This window comes from Candidatus Blochmannia sp. SNP, assembly GCF_036549215.1.
Classification (GTDB): Bacteria; Pseudomonadota; Gammaproteobacteria; order Enterobacterales; family Enterobacteriaceae; genus Blochmanniella.
Genome location: NZ_CP144371.1, coordinates 65,443 through 83,389, shown reverse-complemented (window position 1 = coordinate 83,389; position 17,947 = coordinate 65,443). Strand labels below are relative to the sequence as shown.

The following is a 17,947-nucleotide window of genomic DNA, read 5'->3' as shown; positions in this document are numbered from 1 at the left end:
TTACTATGATATTAGTATGCAATTGACCTTAAACTATGATAATGGATAGATTTTATATTTATGGCCCGACTCCTTTAAATGGTGAAGTGAAAATATCAGGAGCTAAAAATTCTGCATTACCAATTTTATTTGCTACGTTATTAACTGAAGAACCAGTAGAAATTTTTAATGTTCCCAAATTGAAGGATATTGATATTACTGTAAAACTGTTAAAAACACTGGGAGCAAAAGTAGAACATTGTGATGCAGTTTTTGCAGATACTAGCAGTGTTAATACATGTTGTGCTCCTTATGATTTAGTTAAATCTATGCGTGCTTCTATTTGGGCATTAGGACCATTAGTAGCGCGGTTTGGAGAAGGAAAAATTTGGTTACCTGGTGGATGTTCGATTGGTAAAAGGTTAGTAGATTTACATGTTAATGGATTGAAGAAATTAGGAGCAACAATTATTTTAGAGAAGGAATATGTTATAGCTTCTGTGAATGGACGATTACATGGTGCTCATATTATAATGGATAAAGTTAGTGTTGGGGCTACGGTCACTATTATGAGTGCTGCTGCATTAGCAGAAGGAACTACTATAATTGATAATGCTGCTCGTGAACCGGAAGTTGTTGATACCGCTAATTTTCTTATTATGCTAGGAACAAATATTAATGGAGCTGGAAGTAATCGAATTACTATTGAGGGAGTTCGAAAACTAGGCGGTGGAAAGTATTGTATTATACCAGATCGCATTGAAACTGGAACTTTTTTAGTTGCTGCCGCTATTTCACGTGCAAATGTGGTTTGTTTAGGATCACGTCCAGATACTTTACGTTTTGTTTTAAAAAAATTAAGTGAATCTGGAGCTGAGATTAAAACTGGTAAAGATTGGATTAGCTTAAATATGAACGGAAAACGACCAAAAGCTATCACTATATGTACTAAACCATATCCAGGATTTCCTACCGATATGCAAGCGCAATTTACTTTACTAAATGTAGTCTCTGAAGGTACGGGTAAAATTATAGAAACTATATTTGAAAATAGGTTTATGCATGTTCCAGAGCTTATTCGTATGGGAGCTCGTGTTAAAGTATCAAATAATACGATTGTTTGCCATGGAGTTGATGCATTAATTGGAGCACAAGTCATGGCAACAGATTTGCGAGCATCTGCAAGTTTAGTGTTAGCTGGCTGTATTGCTGAAGGATTAACGATAGTTGATTGCGTATATCATATTGATCGGGGATATGATCATATTGAAAAAAAATTAAGGAACATGGGGGCGTGTATTGAACGAGTTACTAATAAATAACTTATCAGATGCATAATGATTTTTATTTAAATGGTTTTGTGATTTTTTTATGTAAAAGTGTTTTTTAATAAATAACATTTGTAAGTATGTATTTAATATATGTTTAAGATATGATGTATTACAGTATTAATTAAAATCAGTTATAATACTTATTTTATTATTTATGATTTATTAAATATTTACTTTTATTTAAGTGTTTAAAAATAGATTAGATCTTGTTTTGCTAGTTATATTGATTTTTAAGTCAATATAAATTAACGTAGCAGCAGAAATATATTTGTATCTCCGCGAACAATATTAAGCGCTATAACGGATGGTTTTTCGTTTAAAATTTTACGTAGTTGAGATAAGTTATGTATTTTTGTTCGATTTAATCCAATGATTATGTCACCTTTTTGTAGACCAATAGAATAAGCTGGAGAATCTTTGGTTACTTCTTCAACTTGCACCCCTTTTGTCCCATCTTTTAAATATCCATTACTTAAAAAAGCTCCTTGTAATGCAGGAGTTAATACCTCTTCACTGGTGCTAACGGAGGCGCTATCATCTAGTAAAACTGATATTGTTTGTATTTTTCCATCTCGTAATAATCCTAGTTTTATAATTTTACCTGGAGTAGTGGTACCGATTTTGACTCTTAATTCTGCAAAATTTTTTATTGGTTTCCCTTCTATAGATACGATAATATCTCCTGCTTTTATATTTGCTTTAGCAGCTGCAGTTCCCGGTAAAACTTCGCTAACAAATGCTCCACGTTGTGCATCTATATTAAGTGCTTTAGCAATATCAGCAGTCAATTCCGTTCCTTTAATTCCTAATTGTCCACGCTTTACTTCTCCAAATTCGATTAGTTGCTGACTTAAATTTTTTACAATATTGCTAGGAATAGCGAAACCGATACCAATATTTCCTCCACCAGGTGTTAAAATAGCAGTGTTAATTCCAATTAATTCTCCATGTAAGTTTACTAAAGCCCCTCCAGAATTTCCTCTATTTATAGAGGCGTCGGTTTGTATAAAATTTTCTAGTCCTTCAAGGTTTAAACCGCTTCTTCCTAATGCTGATACAATACCAGAAGTTGCAGTTTGACCTAATCCAAAAGGATTGCCTATTGCAACAGCAAAATCGCCAACTTTTAAGATATCGGAATCAGCTATTTTTATTTCAGAAAGATTTTTAAATTTTGATAATTGAAGTAATGCTAGATCAGTTTGTTCGTCATGCCCTATTAATTTGGCATCAAATTCTCGACCGTCGTTGAGTTGTACTTTAATTTTATCTGCGCCATTTACAACATGATTATTGGTAATAATATAACCTTTATTAGCGTTAATAATAACTCCTGATCCTAATCCTTCAAATGGTCTAGATCCGAAGTTTCCTCCGGGTATATCTGGTCCAAAAAAATATTTAAATTCTTTAGGTAATGTCAGTTTTCTTGCTGGTTGAATGCCCTCTACGTGTACACTTACTACTGTTGGAAGCACTGTATCTAACATGGGAGCTAAACTTGGTAAGAATCCTGATATTTCCGTAGAAAATGTCGTATGATTTATAGAAGATTCAGAATGCGAAATGCTTAATGCAAATAATATACTCAATATATTAAGTAAGCGTGCTATTTTCATAAATAATTAATTTAGTTAGTTATATTCTTAAGTAAGAATAATTTTTATACTAAAATGTTTATAAAATTTTAGTGACTAAATTACGTATATTTAGACCTATAATTAATTTTAATGGCCCACAAGTTGTGGTGCTGGAGATAGCGTTTTATATATGAAGATATAATATGGTGCATGACGAAATTTGTATAAATGATATCAGTGTTATTTGTTATCATGATTTTTTAGAGTATTTTCCGTGTTATTAGAATAATCCAATGGTGCTTCTATTGGTAGCTGTTCGTTTTGTATATTTGTTTCTTTAGTGTTAAACATATACATTATATCTTGAATATGTGTATTTGGTAAAAAAAAATTGGCGCTTTTTTTTACATTGTGATACAGATGACGATAATCAATTATCATTTTGTTTAATAACTCTATGGTACATAAAAAATGTTTACTTAATTCTTTTTGGTATTCATTTAGTTTAATTTTGTTTTCTTGTAGTTCGTTATATAAAGTTTTTTGATTGTGTAATAAGTAGCGAGTCCTGTAATACATTAAAATTGCTCCTGCAACAATGCCAATTATTAAACTTATAAGTATATACATACATATCATGATATAACACTCCTAAATTTATTTTGTTTGATATATTCTGTTTTGTATGTTAATTGAGTGGTTAGATCTGAGTACTAATCGCTTTGTATTTAAAATATATACTATGAAGTAGGATTCTATTCCACTTAATTTTCTTTATCAATAGTATTTTAAAAATACTATTGATAAAGAAAATTAAGTGGAATTAATATTTTTGGCTAAATATTTAGGTAATTAAAAATAAAAATAATTTTTAAAAACTATTTAGGCGCATTAAATTATTAATTTTATTAGTTGATAATATACTACGAATTTATTTATTATAAAATATAATGTTATTATATTTCTTAATTATTTATTTTAGTTTGTTTGTGATATATAGATATCAGATATTTTATGTGTTAAGTATTAATGTATATCTATTTTAGATTTTAAATAATATTGGAGAAATTTTATTTTTCAATGATGCTGTGATAGTATAAAATTTGTTGTGTTATAATTATGTTTTTATATTAAAAACTTATTTTTTAGTTTTAGCATAGGTGAATTTTTATATTGAGTTGAGTTTTATTTTTATGAAAACTTTTATGGTAAAATCAAATGTAATTAGACGAAAATGGCATGTTATTGATGCTAAAAGTAAAATACTTGGTCGTTTATCTACTGTAATTTCTAGATATTTAATTGGTAAACATAAAGTGGAATATGCTCCCCATATTGATATTGGAGATTATGTTATTGTTTTAAATGCAAAAGAAGTATCTGTAAGCGGTCGTAAATGTGATAATAAAATTTATTATCACCATACTGGGTATGTTGGAGGAATTAAACAATCTAATTTTAAAAGAATGATTGATAAGCATCCTGAGAGGATAGTTGAAATTGCAGTAAAAGGTATGTTACCTAAAGGTCCTTTAGGTCGCATTATGTATTGTAGATTGAAAGTATATTCGGGGAATACACATATGCATTCTGCTCAGGCTCCTCAATTCATAGATTGTTAATGAATAAAATAAAATGGAAAGTAAAAAGTATGACCTATAATCAATATTATGGCACCGGACGAAGAAAAAGCGCTTCTGCTCGGGTATTCATTAAACTGGATGCAATCAGTAATGGAAAAATTATTATAAATAAACGTGAATTAAATCAATATTTTCCTAAAAATAGTATGCAGTTTATTGTTATGAGACCTTTAAAAATTACTAATTTGTTAAATAATACGTTCAATATATATATTACTGTGAAAGGCGGAGGTACATCTGGTCAGGCTGGTGCTATATGTCATGGAATAACACGTGCATTATTACAGTATGATGAGAAATTGCGTGATATACTGCGTTCAGTTGGATTAGTTACTAGGGATTCTAGAGAAGTAGAAAGAAAAAAGGTAGGATTACGTAAAGCACGAAGGAGCCCTCAATTTTCTAAACGTTGATATCTATTTTTATACCTAAATATAAGGATGTAGTGGTTTTCTTTTTTAAATGGGGCTCTCACAATTAAATACAAAATTATTTTTTAATAATAAACATCAAGATAGGTGTTGAGTATACTGTAGGTATATTTGGTTGATGAAGATTTGAAGATAATAATATAATTTCAAATAATATTAATTATAGGGGTTTGATGACGTCATGTAAATATTACATTGATGACATGGTAGATATGTTATGAACTAATAGTTAGGTTCACTTGTATTTTATCATGTAAAGGAAATTAATATATTCGTGCATTTTTATTTTTCATAAAAATTATATATTTTAATATTTACTAAACTATATTTGATTTAATAAATGTGGGAGGTGTTTTCGTTATAAGAGAACTAATATTTACAATAATATGGGTTTTTGTTTATAATAAATATTATTAATTTTTCATTGTAGAATGTTAAAAGTTTAGTAAACGTTCATTATTTATTTGAATTTATAAAATTTTAATTTTAAGTTAAAGTATATTTTTAATGAAAATAAAAATAGAATCTTCGTTGAAAATAGAGCTTATATATGGAATTGTTGATTATTATTATTATTAAGATAGCTCTAGATATATAGAATAAGTTTATTTTATATAAATGCTCGTTCTATGTATTTTCGTTATTCTTTCTTACGTTAGTAAGAATATATGCATATATATTATGATTTATATATAGATGATTTGTATTATTTAATTTTTACTATTTTCATAAATTTTACAAGTGCATGTATTCATAGATAAGATGAATGATAATGTGCTATATCTAAATTTTATTAAAGATTCACAAATTATATTAAATATTGTTTATAAATTTAAATAAAATCATTGATTTTGTCGAATATACAGTATGTGAAATCAAAAATTTAAAATTTAGTGTTAGGGGTAGGGGATGTTATTATTTTAAAATGTTTGTATATATATACATATTAAGGTAATGTTGATTTATAAATATATTATTTTGGTAAATAGATTGATTAATTTTTATATTTAGAGTTGTATCCTAATACAGAAATTGGAGGTTTTATTGTTTTTTAAATCTTCTATTATTTGTAGATAGAATTAATTAAAAAATTTGCTGATTTGGCATATTTGTGAATATAAATAAAAATCATTAACCGATGATAATTATACTTAATATAATATAAAAAATGTTTTTATTACATAACGTATGTACTACTATAATAGTATTACTATAAGTTAGTAAGTAAATTACAATTATAAATAATGTCTATAAGACATAATAAATTTATTGAAGAAAAGATTTATATTTATAATTTGTAGTAACTACCGCATTTTCTTATGTATAAGAAAATGCGGTAGTTACGTTTCTTACCCCATTTGTTGTTTTTGCTATTTGTTCAGCACATTTACCTTCTGAATGAGTAACTTGACCTAAAAGAAATACTTCTTTATTTTCTGTAATTATTTTAATGCTAGAAGTATGTACATCTTTTTTAAGAAACAGACTTAAACGTATTTGATTAGTAATTAAAGTATCTATGAAAATAGATCGTAAACATATTGGAGTGCCTTGGCGAATTGCATTATAAATATTTTTTGTTCCATTAGTTCTAGTTACTATTTTTATAGCTTCTTCAATAAAAAAAATAGAAGGAGCTTGTCCAGTTAATAATACATTACCTTGATATACAGTGTTTTTTATACGTGCGAATTTTTTAATATGTTGATTTTTGTTGAAAGAATAAGCAATATGAGTTTCTAAGATATTATCATCTAGTTGAGTCCCTATAGTACGAGGATCATGCCATGCTGTAGTAATAAATGCGGCAGTGCCGATAGCTAACATGCTTGAACAACAAGCTTGTAATATTAATATAGAAGATAAAATTAATAATAATTGAACTATACGATAGCTAATGTTCATTTATGTGTATTTACAAATCCAGATATTAAAAAATTGGATATTAATATTAGTTTGATTATTATATTATCTATAAGTAAATTACTTGAAAATGAATAATTTTAGTCGTATAAATCTATTCATAATAATTATATATAATATGAAAACGTTCACTTATCACGAGTGATAGTATAATATATTTTTAAAAGATTCACATAAAATTATTATATTTTGTTAAATATTTTTAGTAATTGCATTATTCTTATAGTTTGTTTGTAAAGTAACTATTTTAATAGAAAATGGTTTTTAAATGAATTAAATTTCAACCGGTGAATTTTAATGATTTAATGTTGAAGTATCAATCAAAACATATTTTTTATTAAATACATACTTAAAATGCATTTAAATTTTTAAAGAATAATATACTAATTAATTTTTATATTATTTAGTTATTTATATATCGGTAGTCTTAATATATAAGATACTAATTTAGTGTATTGAATATTAATAATAAAAATGTACTATATTTATAGTTTTTTATTAAAACAATACTTATTAAAATAGATATTAATATATGAAGAAAATATCGTCATCAATAACCAATTGTATATCTGCTTTGTATATAGTTCCAACTCCTATTGGAAATTTAGAAGATATCACATACCGGGCGTTATCAGTTCTGCGCCAGGTAGATTGTATTGCTGTAGAGGATACGCGCCGTACTCGCATATTATTAAATTTTTTTTCTATTCGTACATCTTTGTGTGTATTACATCAATATAATGAATATAAAAAAATACCAACATTAATTTCAAAATTACAAGCAGGATTAAGTGTTGCTGTAGTTTCTGATGCAGGTACTCCATTGATTAATGATCCAGGATATCGCTTAGTACAATGTTGTCAGAAACTAAAAATTAAGGTTATTCCGCTTCCTGGCCCATGTGCTGCTATTACCGCATTATGTGGATCTGGGTTGCCAACTGATCGGTTTTGTTTTGAAGGATTTTTACCACATAAACATAGTTTACGCATAGGTCGTTTACAAGCTTTATTAGAAGAACCCCGAACATTAATTTTTTATGACGTAAAATACCGCATAATAGATACTTTAAAAGATATGGTTAGTATTTTTGGATTAGAACGTTATGTCGTATTAGCTCGGGAATTAACTAAAATATGGGAATCTATTTATGGAGCTCCTGTAGGCCAATTGTTATCTTGGATACAAAAAGATAATTCTCGAATTCAAGGAGAAATAGTTTTAGTCGTAGCAGGAAATTGTATAAAAAATCATGAATTATCACCAAAAATATTTCATGTTATGAATTTATTGGCATCGGAATTACCCGTAAAAAAAGCTGCAACTTTGGTAGAATATATATACGGAGTAAAAAAAAATGTGCTTTATAAAAAATATCTAAGTAAGCAATTAAATAAAATTGAAGATCAAAATATTAATTGATTAATGATATTATTTAAAATAATAGTATAATATTCCGGAGAGCTAGCCAGACAATCGCTGCTTCTTTGTATTTGTAGTGATGAAGATAATAAAATTGATATAATTACAAGTGAAGGAGAGGAAAGTCCGGGCTCCATAGGGCAGAGTGCCAGGTAATTCCTGGGAGATGTGAATCTACGACAAGTGCAACAGAAAGAAAACCGCCAATAATTAATTATTTTTATATAAAAATAATAATAAATAATATAGGTAAGGGTGAAAAGGCGTGGTAAGAGCACACCATATGAGCTGGTAACAGTTCGTATCATGTAAACTCCACTCGGAGCAAGGCTGAATAGAAGTTCTATAGTATGGTCCGTACTGAACTTGGGTAAGCTGCTTAAGCTATCATGAGAATGATAGCGTAGATGAATGATTGTTCAAGACAGAACCCGGCTTAACGGCTAGCTCTTTGTTAAAATAAATATATATAGTAGAGTAAAAGAATAAAATAAGAAGTCATTTTAATGATATTAAGCGTTTAGTTTTTATTTGGTAATGTTTTTTAAGTCTTTAATTATAGAAAAGTTATATTATATACGATAAATAGTAAAAATCTTATTTGGTGTTGTAATATGTAAATTACATATTGTTGTTTATTAGAATAAATCTTTTGTTATTATATCGTTAAATGAATTTTTCATGGTATCAATAAATAAAATAGATAAATAAATATATAAATTAGAATTTAATTAGTATTTATTTGAGATATACCATTATATTATTTAATATAAATAGATATATTGTTGTATTAATACATCTCATATAAAAATTTTAAAAAGAATTTAATATTTTTATAAAAAATTTCAGAATTTTTAATTATAGTTATTAAATGAATAAATGTTAGTCTCTAATTACTTATTAGTAGTATTATGTAGAGATTTAGAAGAAAAGTATATTTGTAATTTTCATTAAAAAGTGATTTAACTAAAATAGAGACATATGAGAATATATTTCTTATTTTAAATTAATTATATATTTTTATACATATGAAATTAAGTGAGTCATGGATATTTTAAAAGAATTACTAAATATAATATGGCAAAATAATCTTACATTATTTCCTAACTTAAGATTAGCGTTAGCTATTTATTCATTAGTGTTTATTATTCTTTTTTTAGAGAATGCTATTCTTCCAGCATTTTTTTTGCCTGGAGATAGTTTATTAATTATATTAGGAGTATTGATTGCGAAAGGTATTTTGAATTTTACTGCGACTTTAGGAATTTTAACAGTAGCTGCAGGTTTAGGTAGTTGGATGAGTTATTTGCAAGGTAAATTTTTAGAAAATAATAAAACTATAAAACGCTGGTTATCTTTTATACCTAATAAATCCTATCAGAAAGCAAATCGTATGATTCATAAACATGGTTTATCTGCTCTTTTTATTGGTCGTTTTATAGTATTTGTGCGAACAGTCTTACCCACTATTGCAGGAGTGTCTGGATTGAGTTCTTTTCGTTTCCAATTATTTAATTGGGTTAGTTCATTTGTATGGGTATTTATACTTATTGTTTTGGGTTTTTTTTTAGAACGATCAGAATTTTTTTATGTGTTATGATAGATAATATAGTAAACATTACTTCTAATAATGGATTAAATATTACTAATTAGTTTGTGGTTTCTATTAAAAAATACTTTGTAAACATCTCATGAGATGAGATAACATAAAAAATTATTGTTTTTTTAGAGGAAAGCGAAAAGATTGTGACCCCTGCTGGATTTGAACCAGCGACCAAGCGATTATGAGTCGCCTGCTCTAACCAATCTGAGCTAAGGGGCCTTGATTGTGATTTTAATTACTTTTTAGCAGTACAGTAAAAGTTATTTAACTTACTTAAAATATGCAAAAACTTAATTTTATATTAAATATACCATTATGATGAAGTCGTCCAATTTTTATTAAGTCTTTTACTTTTTCCTATCATATGATTTTTATTTATCGATATTACAAACGTCGTAGTGTATAGCATACTTTGTATAATTTTGCAAAAAATTGTTATATTTGATATTTTTATATTAAATATACATTTTGTAAATTAATATTCAATGTTATCGATTATATCGAATTGGTAATTATAATTTTATATTCATTTAATCATCTAAAAAGCTGCGTAATATTTCAGAACGGCTAGGATGACGTAATTTTCTTAAAGCTTTTGCTTCTATTTGACGGATACGTTCCCGAGTTACGTCGAATTGTTTTCCCACTTCTTCTAACGTATGATCAGTATTCATATCAATACCAAACCGCATACGTAGTACTTTAGCTTCTCTTGGAGTTAATCCAGCAAGTACATCATGGGTAGCAGTACGTAAATTATCTGAAGTTGCTGAATCTAAAGGTAAATCAAGATTCGTATCTTCAATGAAATCACCAAGATGAGAATCTTCATCGTCTCCTATAGGAGTTTCCATGGAAATAGGTTCTTTTGCAATTTTTAATACTTTTCTAATTTTATCTTCTGACATAAGCATGCGTTCCGCTAATTCTTCTGGTGTCGGTTCATGCCCTATTTCTTGTAGCATTTGCCGAGAAACTCTGTTAAGTTTATTAATGGTTTCTATCATATGAACTGGAATTCTAATAGTACGTGCTTGGTCTGCTATTGATCTAGTAATCGCTTGGCGAATCCACCAAGTAGCATAAGTAGAGAATTTATAACCACGACGATACTCAAATTTATCTACAGCTTTCATCAACCCGATATTACCTTCTTGTATCAAATCTAAAAATTGTAATCCTCTATTTGTATATTTTTTGGCAATAGATATGACTAATCGAAGATTAGCCTCAACCATTTCTTTTTTAGCTCTTCGAGCTTTAGCTTCTCCAATTGACATACGACGATTAATATCTTTTACTTGTTCTATTGTTAGTCCTGTTTCTTTTTCAATTTGATGTAATTTTGATAAACTATGTTGTACATCTTCATCAACTTTATGTAATGTTTCTGCCCATGACGTATTGTGCATAGATAAAGCTGTATTAAACCAAGCTTTATTAGTTTCATTTCCTGAAAATAACTCTATGAAATTTTTCTTAGGCATTTTACTAATTTCAACACATAATTTCATAATCAAGCGCTCTTGTATGCGTACTCGTTCCATCATAGAGCGCATATTATTAACTAAATTATCAAATTGTTTTGGAACCAATCTAAATTGTTTAAATACTTCAGAAAGCTTTAAGATTTCTTTTGATGATTGAGCATGATTTCGTCCATTATATTTTATTGATTTTCGCGTTATTTCATATTGATCACGTAGCGCTATAAATTTTTTACGAGCTATATCTGGATCAATGTTATTTTCATCATTATTTTCTTCTTCATCGTCGTCAGATATTGTTTCAGAAACAATCTCAGAAGTTATATTATGAGTTATATTTGTATATGCTGATATATTTTCATCCGCATTAGGATCTACAAAACCTGTAATTAAATCTGAAAGACGTGTTTCTCCGGTTTCTACGCGTTTATATTGATCTAAAAGATAAGTAATTGCTTCTGGATATTCAGCAACTGAGCATTGCACTTGATTTATTCCATCTTCGATTCTTTTAGCAATATCTATTTCGCCTTCTCGTGTTAATAATTCTACAGTACCCATTTCTCGCATATACATCCGAACTGGATCAGTTGTTCTGCCTAACAACTCTGAGTCAACATTGGCCAATGCTTGCACAGCTGCTTCTGTTGCATCTTCTTCATCATTACTAGAACTAGTGCGCTCAATTAACAAAAACTCATCGGAATTAGGAGCTTCTTCCATGACTTGAATACCCATATCATTCATCATTTGGATTATGTTTTCAATTTGACCTGGATCCACAATATCTTCTGGTAAATGATCGTTGACTTCAGAAAAAGTTAAATATCCTTGTTCCTTCCCAAGTGTGACGAGTAACTTAAATTGTGATTGTGGGTTATGTTCCATAAAAAGACTCCCACGTTTGCAGTAATATTTAAAAGTTTAATAGATGGTGTATGCCCATCTATCGATGATATGTAAATAAAACTATTAATAATAGTTTATTCAGGAGGTATTTGTATAATTATTTTCATTAGTAGTATTGAACCTAAAAAGTTTATAATTTTATATTAACGTTTTGATAATGTTTGAGTTAATAACCACAATTCTTGACGTTCTTGTATTGTTAATCCAGATATTCGATCACGAGCAATAAGCATTTCTTGACGTTGTTCAAGAGTTAAATTATATAATTTAGTTAATGCATCAATAAAAGTGGTTTCTATCATATCATTTGTAATCAAGTGGTTCCAATATGCTAGTGTTTCAAGTTTTGAAAAAAATTTATTCTCACGGTAATACTCTAACAATTGCGCAGGAGTTGATGTTGGATATGTCTTGCATATTTGAACCAAATCAGTAAATATCATAATATCGTCTTTTTTAAATTGTTTTAATTCTTGTATGCTCGGTACTAATTTAGCAAGTTGTGGATTTTGTATTAACAATCCTATTAATAGGTGTTCTACGCTGTAATTTATACAATATTTTTTTGTTTTATTAGTAGATAAAATAGGTTTGTTTATAAGTAATTGGTTTAGTTTATTTTCGTCTAAAATTCCTATTTTATTGCCTAATTGTTGTAGTAAACATAATTTTAGTGTTTTTCCAGGAATTTTATTAAGCATAGGTAATATTAGGTTGCTTAATTTAACCCGACCTGCTAATGTTTGTAAATTTATTTTTTGTGATAGTGTTTTAAATAGAAAATTTGATAGATCTTGTGTTTGTGTTAATATTTTTAAAAAGTCATTTTTTCCTATTTTATGTATTAATGTATCTGGATCTTCTCCATGAGGCAAAAATATAAAATTTATTTGCCGATCATCAGTAAGATATGGTAAAGCGATGTTTAATGTACGCCAAGCAGCTTTTTTACCAGCATGATCACCATCATAACAACAAATAATTTGATTGGTGATATTATATAATAATCGAATATGATTAGCAGTAGTAGTTCCTAAAGAAGCGACTGCATAATTGATTCCAAATTGTGTCAATGTAATGACGTCTATATAACCTTCTACTAAAAGTATATAAGAGGGGTTCTTGTGTTGTATGCGTGCTTCGTATAAACCATACAAATGTTGATTTTTTTTAAAAATTTCGGTATCTGGTGAATTTAAATATTTGGGCATTTTTTTATTTGTGATAACACGTCCTCCAAATGCCACGATTCTTCCTGTTATATCTCGTATAGGGAACATAAGACGATTACGAAATCGATCGTATTTATATTTTTTGTTATTGCTAATTAGCATACCTGATTGATCAAGTAATGCTTGATCACACGATGTAAAACTAAATTTTTGTATTATGTTATTCCATCCGGGAGGAGCAAATCCGATGTTGAAGTCGGCAATAGTTTTAGTGTTTAATCCGCGATTTTGCAAATATTTGTAAGCATATAAATATTTTTTTTGAATCAATATATTTTGATAATACTCACTTAATTTATTCATTAACTGATACAGATTAGTTTTTTTACAATTATTTTTTTTGAAAACGCCTACATTCAGCTCTAATGATATCCCATTTATAACTGATAGTTCTTTGATAGATTCAATAAATGTAAGTCGGTCATAATTCATCAAAAAATCTATCGCGTTCCCATGTGATCCGCAACTGAAACAATAATAGAATTGTTTTTCAATATTAACAGTAAATGATGGGTGTTTTTCGATATGAAATGGACAACGAGCTAGAAAATTTTTTCCTTGTTTTTTTAAAGATATGCGTCGACTAATTAAGTCAACAATGTCAGTACGCGATATCAATTCATGGATTACTGTGTTTGGAATACGGGTAATTATATCTCCTTAGTTGGTGCTATTAAATAACAAATAACACTAACATCATTATAAGTTATGATTCAATGTTGTGCCTATAAATATAGACGACTTAGTTATATTAATCATAAAATAATATTTTTTATTTATTTTTTGTATATTAAAATAATATGAGTGATTATTATTTAATATAATCGAACCCGGCGTAAATTTTCTCGGGCTAATTTTTTTGTATGACGCTTAATTGCTGATGCTTTTGCTCGTTTACGTTCTGTGGTTGGTTTTTCATAAAATTCTCTACGACGTACTTCAGATAAAATTCCTGATTTTTCACAAGATCTTTTAAAACGGCGTAGCGCTACGTCGAATGATTCATTTTCACGCACTTTAATTATTGGCATATATATCTTTCTCTATTATTGTTTATTTTTAATCTTTCTATTGAAGATTATGATTGTAATATGATTAAAATACCTATATTTTTACTATTTTCTAATATAACATTAAATATTATGACATGAAATATAAAACTAATGTGAAGTATTTTATAATTGTTCATTAAATATGGAAATGTGTATGCGAGTTTTAGGTATTGAAACTTCATGTGATGAAACCAGCGTAGCAATTTATGATCAATATCAAGGGTTATTAGTTAATCAAGTATACAGTCAAGATGCGCTACATGCTGATTATGGAGGAGTTGTGCCTGAACTAGCTGCTCGTGATCATGTACGAAAAATAGTTCCTTTAATTTTGTCTACATTAAGGCAAGTTTATTTAAAACTTGAAGATATCAATGGAATAGCATATACGGCTGGGCCTGGTTTGATAGGAGCTTTGTTAGTTGGAGCGACTATCGCTAGAACACTTGCTTATGCTTGTAAAATACCTGCTATCGATATCCATCATATGGAAGCTCACTTATTAGCGCCAATGTTAGAAAAAAAAGCTCCTACATTTCCGTTTGTAGCATTATTAGTATCTGGAGGACATACTCAACTTGTATTTGCAAATAACATAGGAGAATATAAAATATTAGGAGAATCTATTGATGATGCTGTTGGGGAAGTATTTGATAAAATTGCTATATTATTAGGATTAAGATATCCTGGTGGTGCTTTATTGTCAAAAATGGCTCGACGGGGTATTGCAGATCGTTATAAATTTCCTCGTCCCATGATTGATCGGCCGGGCTTAAATCTTAGTTTCTCTGGATTAAAAACTTTTGCGGTAAATACTATTATGTCAAATGCTCATGACGGTCAAACTCATGCTGATATTGCACGTGCATTTGAAGATGCGATTATTGAAACATTAGCAATAAAGTGCCGTCGTGCATTGGATCAAACTGGATTGAAATGTTTAGTAGTATCTGGAGGTGTTAGTGCTAATCATGCGCTGAGATTGTATTTTTCAAAAATGATGCACATCTTAAAAGGAAAATTATTTTATCCTAGTCCAGAATTTTGTACAGATAACGGAGCAATGGTAGCTTATACTGGATTTATTCGACTTAAGGCTGGATTATTTAGTGATTTACCAATTTTAGTAAGACCACGCTGGTCTTTAGAATCTCTTCCAAGGATAAAATAATTACCATAATTATCATTAACAATATTTTGTATTAATTACGCCAAATACGTTTTTCTTGATGATTCCATAGTCGTTTAATATTGACAATATGCTTGATTAAAACTAAAGAAGATATTATTATTGTTGGAAATAAGTATTGTGGTTGAAAGTACCAAGTGTAGCAAGGTACGATTAATGCAGCAACAACAGCACCTAATGAGGAATATCCAAAAGATAATACGGTTAATAACCAGGTACTTATCATGATAATGGAAAGATTAATATTTATTGTAGTCAGAGCTCCAAATGCGGTGGCTACGCCTTTTCCTCCATAAAATTTGAAAAATATTGGGTACATGTGTCCTAGACATGTAAAAATAGCTGCAGCTCCTAAAGAATCAGATGAAATTTCCAGGTAGTAGCCCAACCATATTGGAAACGCACCTTTTAATACGTCGAATAATATTACAAAAATTGCAATTTTATAACCTGCAATCCGAAAAATATTAGTAGCACCGGGATTTTTAGAACCAAAATATCTTGGATCTGGAATATTTAATATTTTACATATTAAAATAGCACTAGATATTGATCCTAACAAATAGGCTAATATTATTATTAAAATAGAAATAAGAGTCATAAGTTATTTTTTTTGATATACAATGAGCGATTATTATACAGATTTAATATATAATGTATTTTTTATATCGTAAGTATTATTTTAATAAATGATTTATTTACGTAAATTAAATATCATAACATATAAATGAATATTCTATTTATAGAGCGACTAACAGTAATGGCATATATAGGTATATATGATTGGGAAAAAAAATATTTACAAAAGTTAATTTTTGATTTGCAATTATCATATAATACTGCAGTTTTTTTAGGTGAAACAAGTATAGTATCTTATTTAGATTACACTCATGTAAGTCAAACAATACTTGATTTAGTGAGTAAAAAACACTTCTATTTAATAGAAGATGTTGCTAATTTAATAGTAAATACGTTAGTAAAAAAATTTTGCGTTTGTTGGATTAGTGTAAAAGTGAGTAAACCTGGAGCAATTCGGGACGCTTCTAATGTTGGTATATATATCGAACGAAAAGTGAATATTTCTTGAATATTTAAAATAAGATTAGTTTCTTAAGAAGAATATGTGTATATATTTCAAATCAAATAAATTTTTTAAATAAATAAAATTGTATTCTATATCCTACAAATAATGTGGTAGTTTATATTGCAATCATTTATTTTAGATTAAATGTTATAACTATGTTGTTTATCTTGGATTATTAATGTTAGATGTACGTAAATTAATTATTTCATTAATTCTGGGGGCAGTGGAAGGATTAACAGAATTTCTTCCTATTTCTTCAACAGGTCATATGATGCTAGTGGAGAGTATTTTTCATTATATGGATGATTCAGCAAAAATTTTTACTGTGATGATTCAGCTAGGTGCGATTTTATCTATAACAATAATGTTTTGGAATAGATTATATAGTATGGGTGTGATTTGTATAAAAAAAATGTTTGTTAAACAACATTATGATAATAACCATTTATGTATTCGACATATATTATTAGGGACGCTTCCTGGAATGATATTGGGGCTGATTTTTTATGAAGAAATTAGATTGATTTTTGGATTAACATATATTATGTATGGATTAATAATTGGTGGAATATTTTTGTTAGTTGGAGAACTATGTTTACTTAAAGGACCGCGTATGTCAGATATTGACAATATAACTTATGCGCAATCTTTTTTAATTGGATGTTTTCAATGTTTAGCGTTTTGGCCAGGATTTTCTCGTGCTGGGGCTACTATTGGAGGGGGTTTATTGGTTGGATTAAATAGGCGTATATCCTCAGAATTTTCATTTTTTTTAGCAGTTCCTATTATATTTGGTTCTGTAATATTAACTTTATATCATTGTGGATCTTCTATTAGCGCAATGGATACTTTATTATTGATTGGCAGTAGCATAGTGGCACTTGTTATAGCTTTACTTACTGTAAGATGTTTCTTAAAAATAGTTCAAAATATTTCTTTAATTCCTTTTGCTATATATCGGTTTTTATTAGCTGGAGGCATTTATTGGGGATTAATAAGATAATTAAAGTTGATTATTTTTAAATAGTTGTTAATGGTTTACATAGGAATTGGGCATGGATTGATATATTTTGTTTTGAAT

At 28.2% G+C, this 17,947-nt stretch carries 15 protein-coding genes, 1 tRNA gene and 1 other RNA gene; 9 read left to right on the top strand and 8 right to left on the bottom strand.

The genetic code is table 11. The features are described from left to right. Positions 1-41 precede the first annotated feature (41 nt). Entirely contained in the window at positions 42-1,301 is a 1,260-nt protein-coding gene (murA, locus tag VOI34_RS00355) for a UDP-N-acetylglucosamine 1-carboxyvinyltransferase (RefSeq protein WP_331828701.1), read from the top strand. 254 nt (positions 1,302-1,555) lie between these two features. Here murA and VOI34_RS00350 read toward each other — a convergent pair whose 3' ends face one another. Together VOI34_RS00350 and VOI34_RS00345 are read right to left on the bottom strand one after the other, a co-directional pair. Beyond that, positions 1,556-2,929 carry a Do family serine endopeptidase gene (locus tag VOI34_RS00350; RefSeq protein WP_331828490.1) on the bottom strand — a complete coding sequence of 458 codons (1,374 nt, stop codon included), beginning with the start codon at positions 2,927-2,929 and terminating at the stop codon, positions 1,556-1,558. A 201-nt stretch (positions 2,930-3,130) separates the two neighbouring features. Continuing rightward, positions 3,131-3,520, bottom strand: coding sequence for a YhcB family protein (locus VOI34_RS00345; RefSeq protein ID WP_331828700.1), 390 nt, complete (start codon positions 3,518-3,520; stop codon positions 3,131-3,133). A 563-nt stretch (positions 3,521-4,083) separates the two neighbouring features. On the opposite strand from VOI34_RS00345, the gene rplM reads away from it, so the two are divergent. Further along, a complete protein-coding gene (gene rplM / locus VOI34_RS00340) occupies positions 4,084-4,512 on the top strand; it encodes a 50S ribosomal protein L13 (RefSeq protein ID WP_331828489.1) in 429 nt (142 codons plus the stop codon). Between the two features lie 29 nt (positions 4,513-4,541). Next, entirely contained in the window at positions 4,542-4,946 is a 405-nt protein-coding gene (gene rpsI / locus VOI34_RS00335; protein WP_331828699.1) for a 30S ribosomal protein S9, read from the top strand. A 1,335-nt stretch (positions 4,947-6,281) separates the two neighbouring features. Here the strand turns inward: rpsI and dolP are convergent. Beyond that, complete coding sequence (gene dolP, locus VOI34_RS00330; protein ID WP_331828488.1) at positions 6,282-6,869, bottom strand: division/outer membrane stress-associated lipid-binding lipoprotein; 588 nt, start codon at positions 6,867-6,869, stop codon at positions 6,282-6,284. Positions 6,870-7,419: 550 nt separating this feature from the next. Between dolP and rsmI the strand changes: the two genes are divergently transcribed. The 3 genes from rsmI to VOI34_RS00315 all read left to right on the top strand — a co-directional run bounded on the left by rsmI (position 7,420) and on the right by VOI34_RS00315 (position 9,910). Then, positions 7,420-8,310 (top strand): 16S rRNA (cytidine(1402)-2'-O)-methyltransferase, encoded by an 891-nt coding sequence (gene rsmI / locus VOI34_RS00325; RefSeq protein ID WP_331828487.1) that lies wholly within the window; start codon positions 7,420-7,422, stop codon positions 8,308-8,310. 38 nt (positions 8,311-8,348) lie between these two features. Continuing rightward, positions 8,349-8,765, top strand: an RNA gene (gene rnpB / locus VOI34_RS00320) — RNase P RNA component class A. A 590-nt stretch (positions 8,766-9,355) separates the two neighbouring features. Beyond that, positions 9,356-9,910 (top strand): DedA family protein, encoded by a 555-nt coding sequence (locus tag VOI34_RS00315; protein WP_331828486.1) that lies wholly within the window; start codon positions 9,356-9,358, stop codon positions 9,908-9,910. Between the two features lie 147 nt (positions 9,911-10,057). Here VOI34_RS00315 and VOI34_RS00310 read toward each other — a convergent pair. The 4 genes from VOI34_RS00310 to rpsU all read right to left on the bottom strand — a co-directional run bounded on the left by VOI34_RS00310 (position 10,058) and on the right by rpsU (position 14,572). Continuing rightward, positions 10,058-10,132, bottom strand: a tRNA-Ile gene (locus tag VOI34_RS00310). A 311-nt stretch (positions 10,133-10,443) separates the two neighbouring features. Further along, on the bottom strand, positions 10,444-12,288 hold the full coding sequence (gene rpoD / locus VOI34_RS00305) for an RNA polymerase sigma factor RpoD (protein WP_331828485.1): 1,845 nt from the start codon (positions 12,286-12,288) through the stop codon (positions 10,444-10,446). 164 nt (positions 12,289-12,452) lie between these two features. Further along, entirely contained in the window at positions 12,453-14,195 is a 1,743-nt protein-coding gene (gene dnaG / locus VOI34_RS00300; protein WP_331828747.1) for a DNA primase, read from the bottom strand. A 161-nt stretch (positions 14,196-14,356) separates the two neighbouring features. After that, a complete protein-coding gene (rpsU, locus tag VOI34_RS00295) occupies positions 14,357-14,572 on the bottom strand; it encodes a 30S ribosomal protein S21 (protein ID WP_250236286.1) in 216 nt (71 codons plus the stop codon). A gap of 175 nt (positions 14,573-14,747) precedes the next feature. On the opposite strand from rpsU, the gene tsaD reads away from it, so the two are divergent. Next, positions 14,748-15,764 carry a tRNA (adenosine(37)-N6)-threonylcarbamoyltransferase complex transferase subunit TsaD gene (gene tsaD / locus VOI34_RS00290; RefSeq protein WP_331828484.1) on the top strand — a complete coding sequence of 339 codons (1,017 nt, stop codon included), beginning with the start codon at positions 14,748-14,750 and terminating at the stop codon, positions 15,762-15,764. Between the two features lie 31 nt (positions 15,765-15,795). Here the strand turns inward: tsaD and plsY are convergent, their stop codons facing one another. Next, a complete protein-coding gene (plsY, locus tag VOI34_RS00285; protein WP_331828483.1) occupies positions 15,796-16,383 on the bottom strand; it encodes a glycerol-3-phosphate 1-O-acyltransferase PlsY in 588 nt (195 codons plus the stop codon). Between the two features lie 126 nt (positions 16,384-16,509). On the opposite strand from plsY, the gene folB reads away from it, so the two are divergent. Both folB and VOI34_RS00275 read left to right on the top strand, forming a co-directional pair. Then, positions 16,510-16,869, top strand: a complete 360-nt coding sequence (folB, locus tag VOI34_RS00280) for a dihydroneopterin aldolase (RefSeq protein ID WP_331828482.1) — start codon at positions 16,510-16,512, stop codon at positions 16,867-16,869. A gap of 175 nt (positions 16,870-17,044) precedes the next feature. Continuing rightward, entirely contained in the window at positions 17,045-17,869 is an 825-nt protein-coding gene (locus VOI34_RS00275) for an undecaprenyl-diphosphate phosphatase (protein WP_331828481.1), read from the top strand. Positions 17,870-17,947 lie beyond the last annotated feature (78 nt).

Bases quoted from the DNA above. Each gene is read 5' to 3' on its own strand.
- VOI34_RS00345 (WP_331828700.1), bottom strand. From the start codon at position 3,520: ATGTATATACTTATAAGTTTAATAATTGGCATTGTTGCAGGAGCAATT.
- dolP (WP_331828488.1), bottom strand. From the start codon at position 6,869: ATGAACATTAGCTATCGTATAGTTCAATTATTATTAATTTTATCTTCT.
- murA (WP_331828701.1), top strand. From the start codon at position 42: ATGGATAGATTTTATATTTATGGCCCGACTCCTTTAAATGGTGAAGTG.
- rpsU (WP_250236286.1), bottom strand. From the start codon at position 14,572: ATGCCAATAATTAAAGTGCGTGAAAATGAATCATTCGACGTAGCGCTA.
- VOI34_RS00350 (WP_331828490.1), bottom strand. From the start codon at position 2,929: ATGAAAATAGCACGCTTACTTAATATATTGAGTATATTATTTGCATTA.
- VOI34_RS00275 (WP_331828481.1), top strand. From the start codon at position 17,045: ATGTTAGATGTACGTAAATTAATTATTTCATTAATTCTGGGGGCAGTG.
- rplM (WP_331828489.1), top strand. From the start codon at position 4,084: ATGAAAACTTTTATGGTAAAATCAAATGTAATTAGACGAAAATGGCAT.
- tsaD (WP_331828484.1), top strand. From the start codon at position 14,748: ATGCGAGTTTTAGGTATTGAAACTTCATGTGATGAAACCAGCGTAGCA.
- VOI34_RS00315 (WP_331828486.1), top strand. From the start codon at position 9,356: ATGGATATTTTAAAAGAATTACTAAATATAATATGGCAAAATAATCTT.
- plsY (WP_331828483.1), bottom strand. From the start codon at position 16,383: ATGACTCTTATTTCTATTTTAATAATAATATTAGCCTATTTGTTAGGA.
- rpsI (WP_331828699.1), top strand. From the start codon at position 4,542: ATGACCTATAATCAATATTATGGCACCGGACGAAGAAAAAGCGCTTCT.
- folB (WP_331828482.1), top strand. From the start codon at position 16,510: ATGAATATTCTATTTATAGAGCGACTAACAGTAATGGCATATATAGGT.
- rpoD (WP_331828485.1), bottom strand. From the start codon at position 12,288: ATGGAACATAACCCACAATCACAATTTAAGTTACTCGTCACACTTGGG.
- rsmI (WP_331828487.1), top strand. From the start codon at position 7,420: ATGAAGAAAATATCGTCATCAATAACCAATTGTATATCTGCTTTGTAT.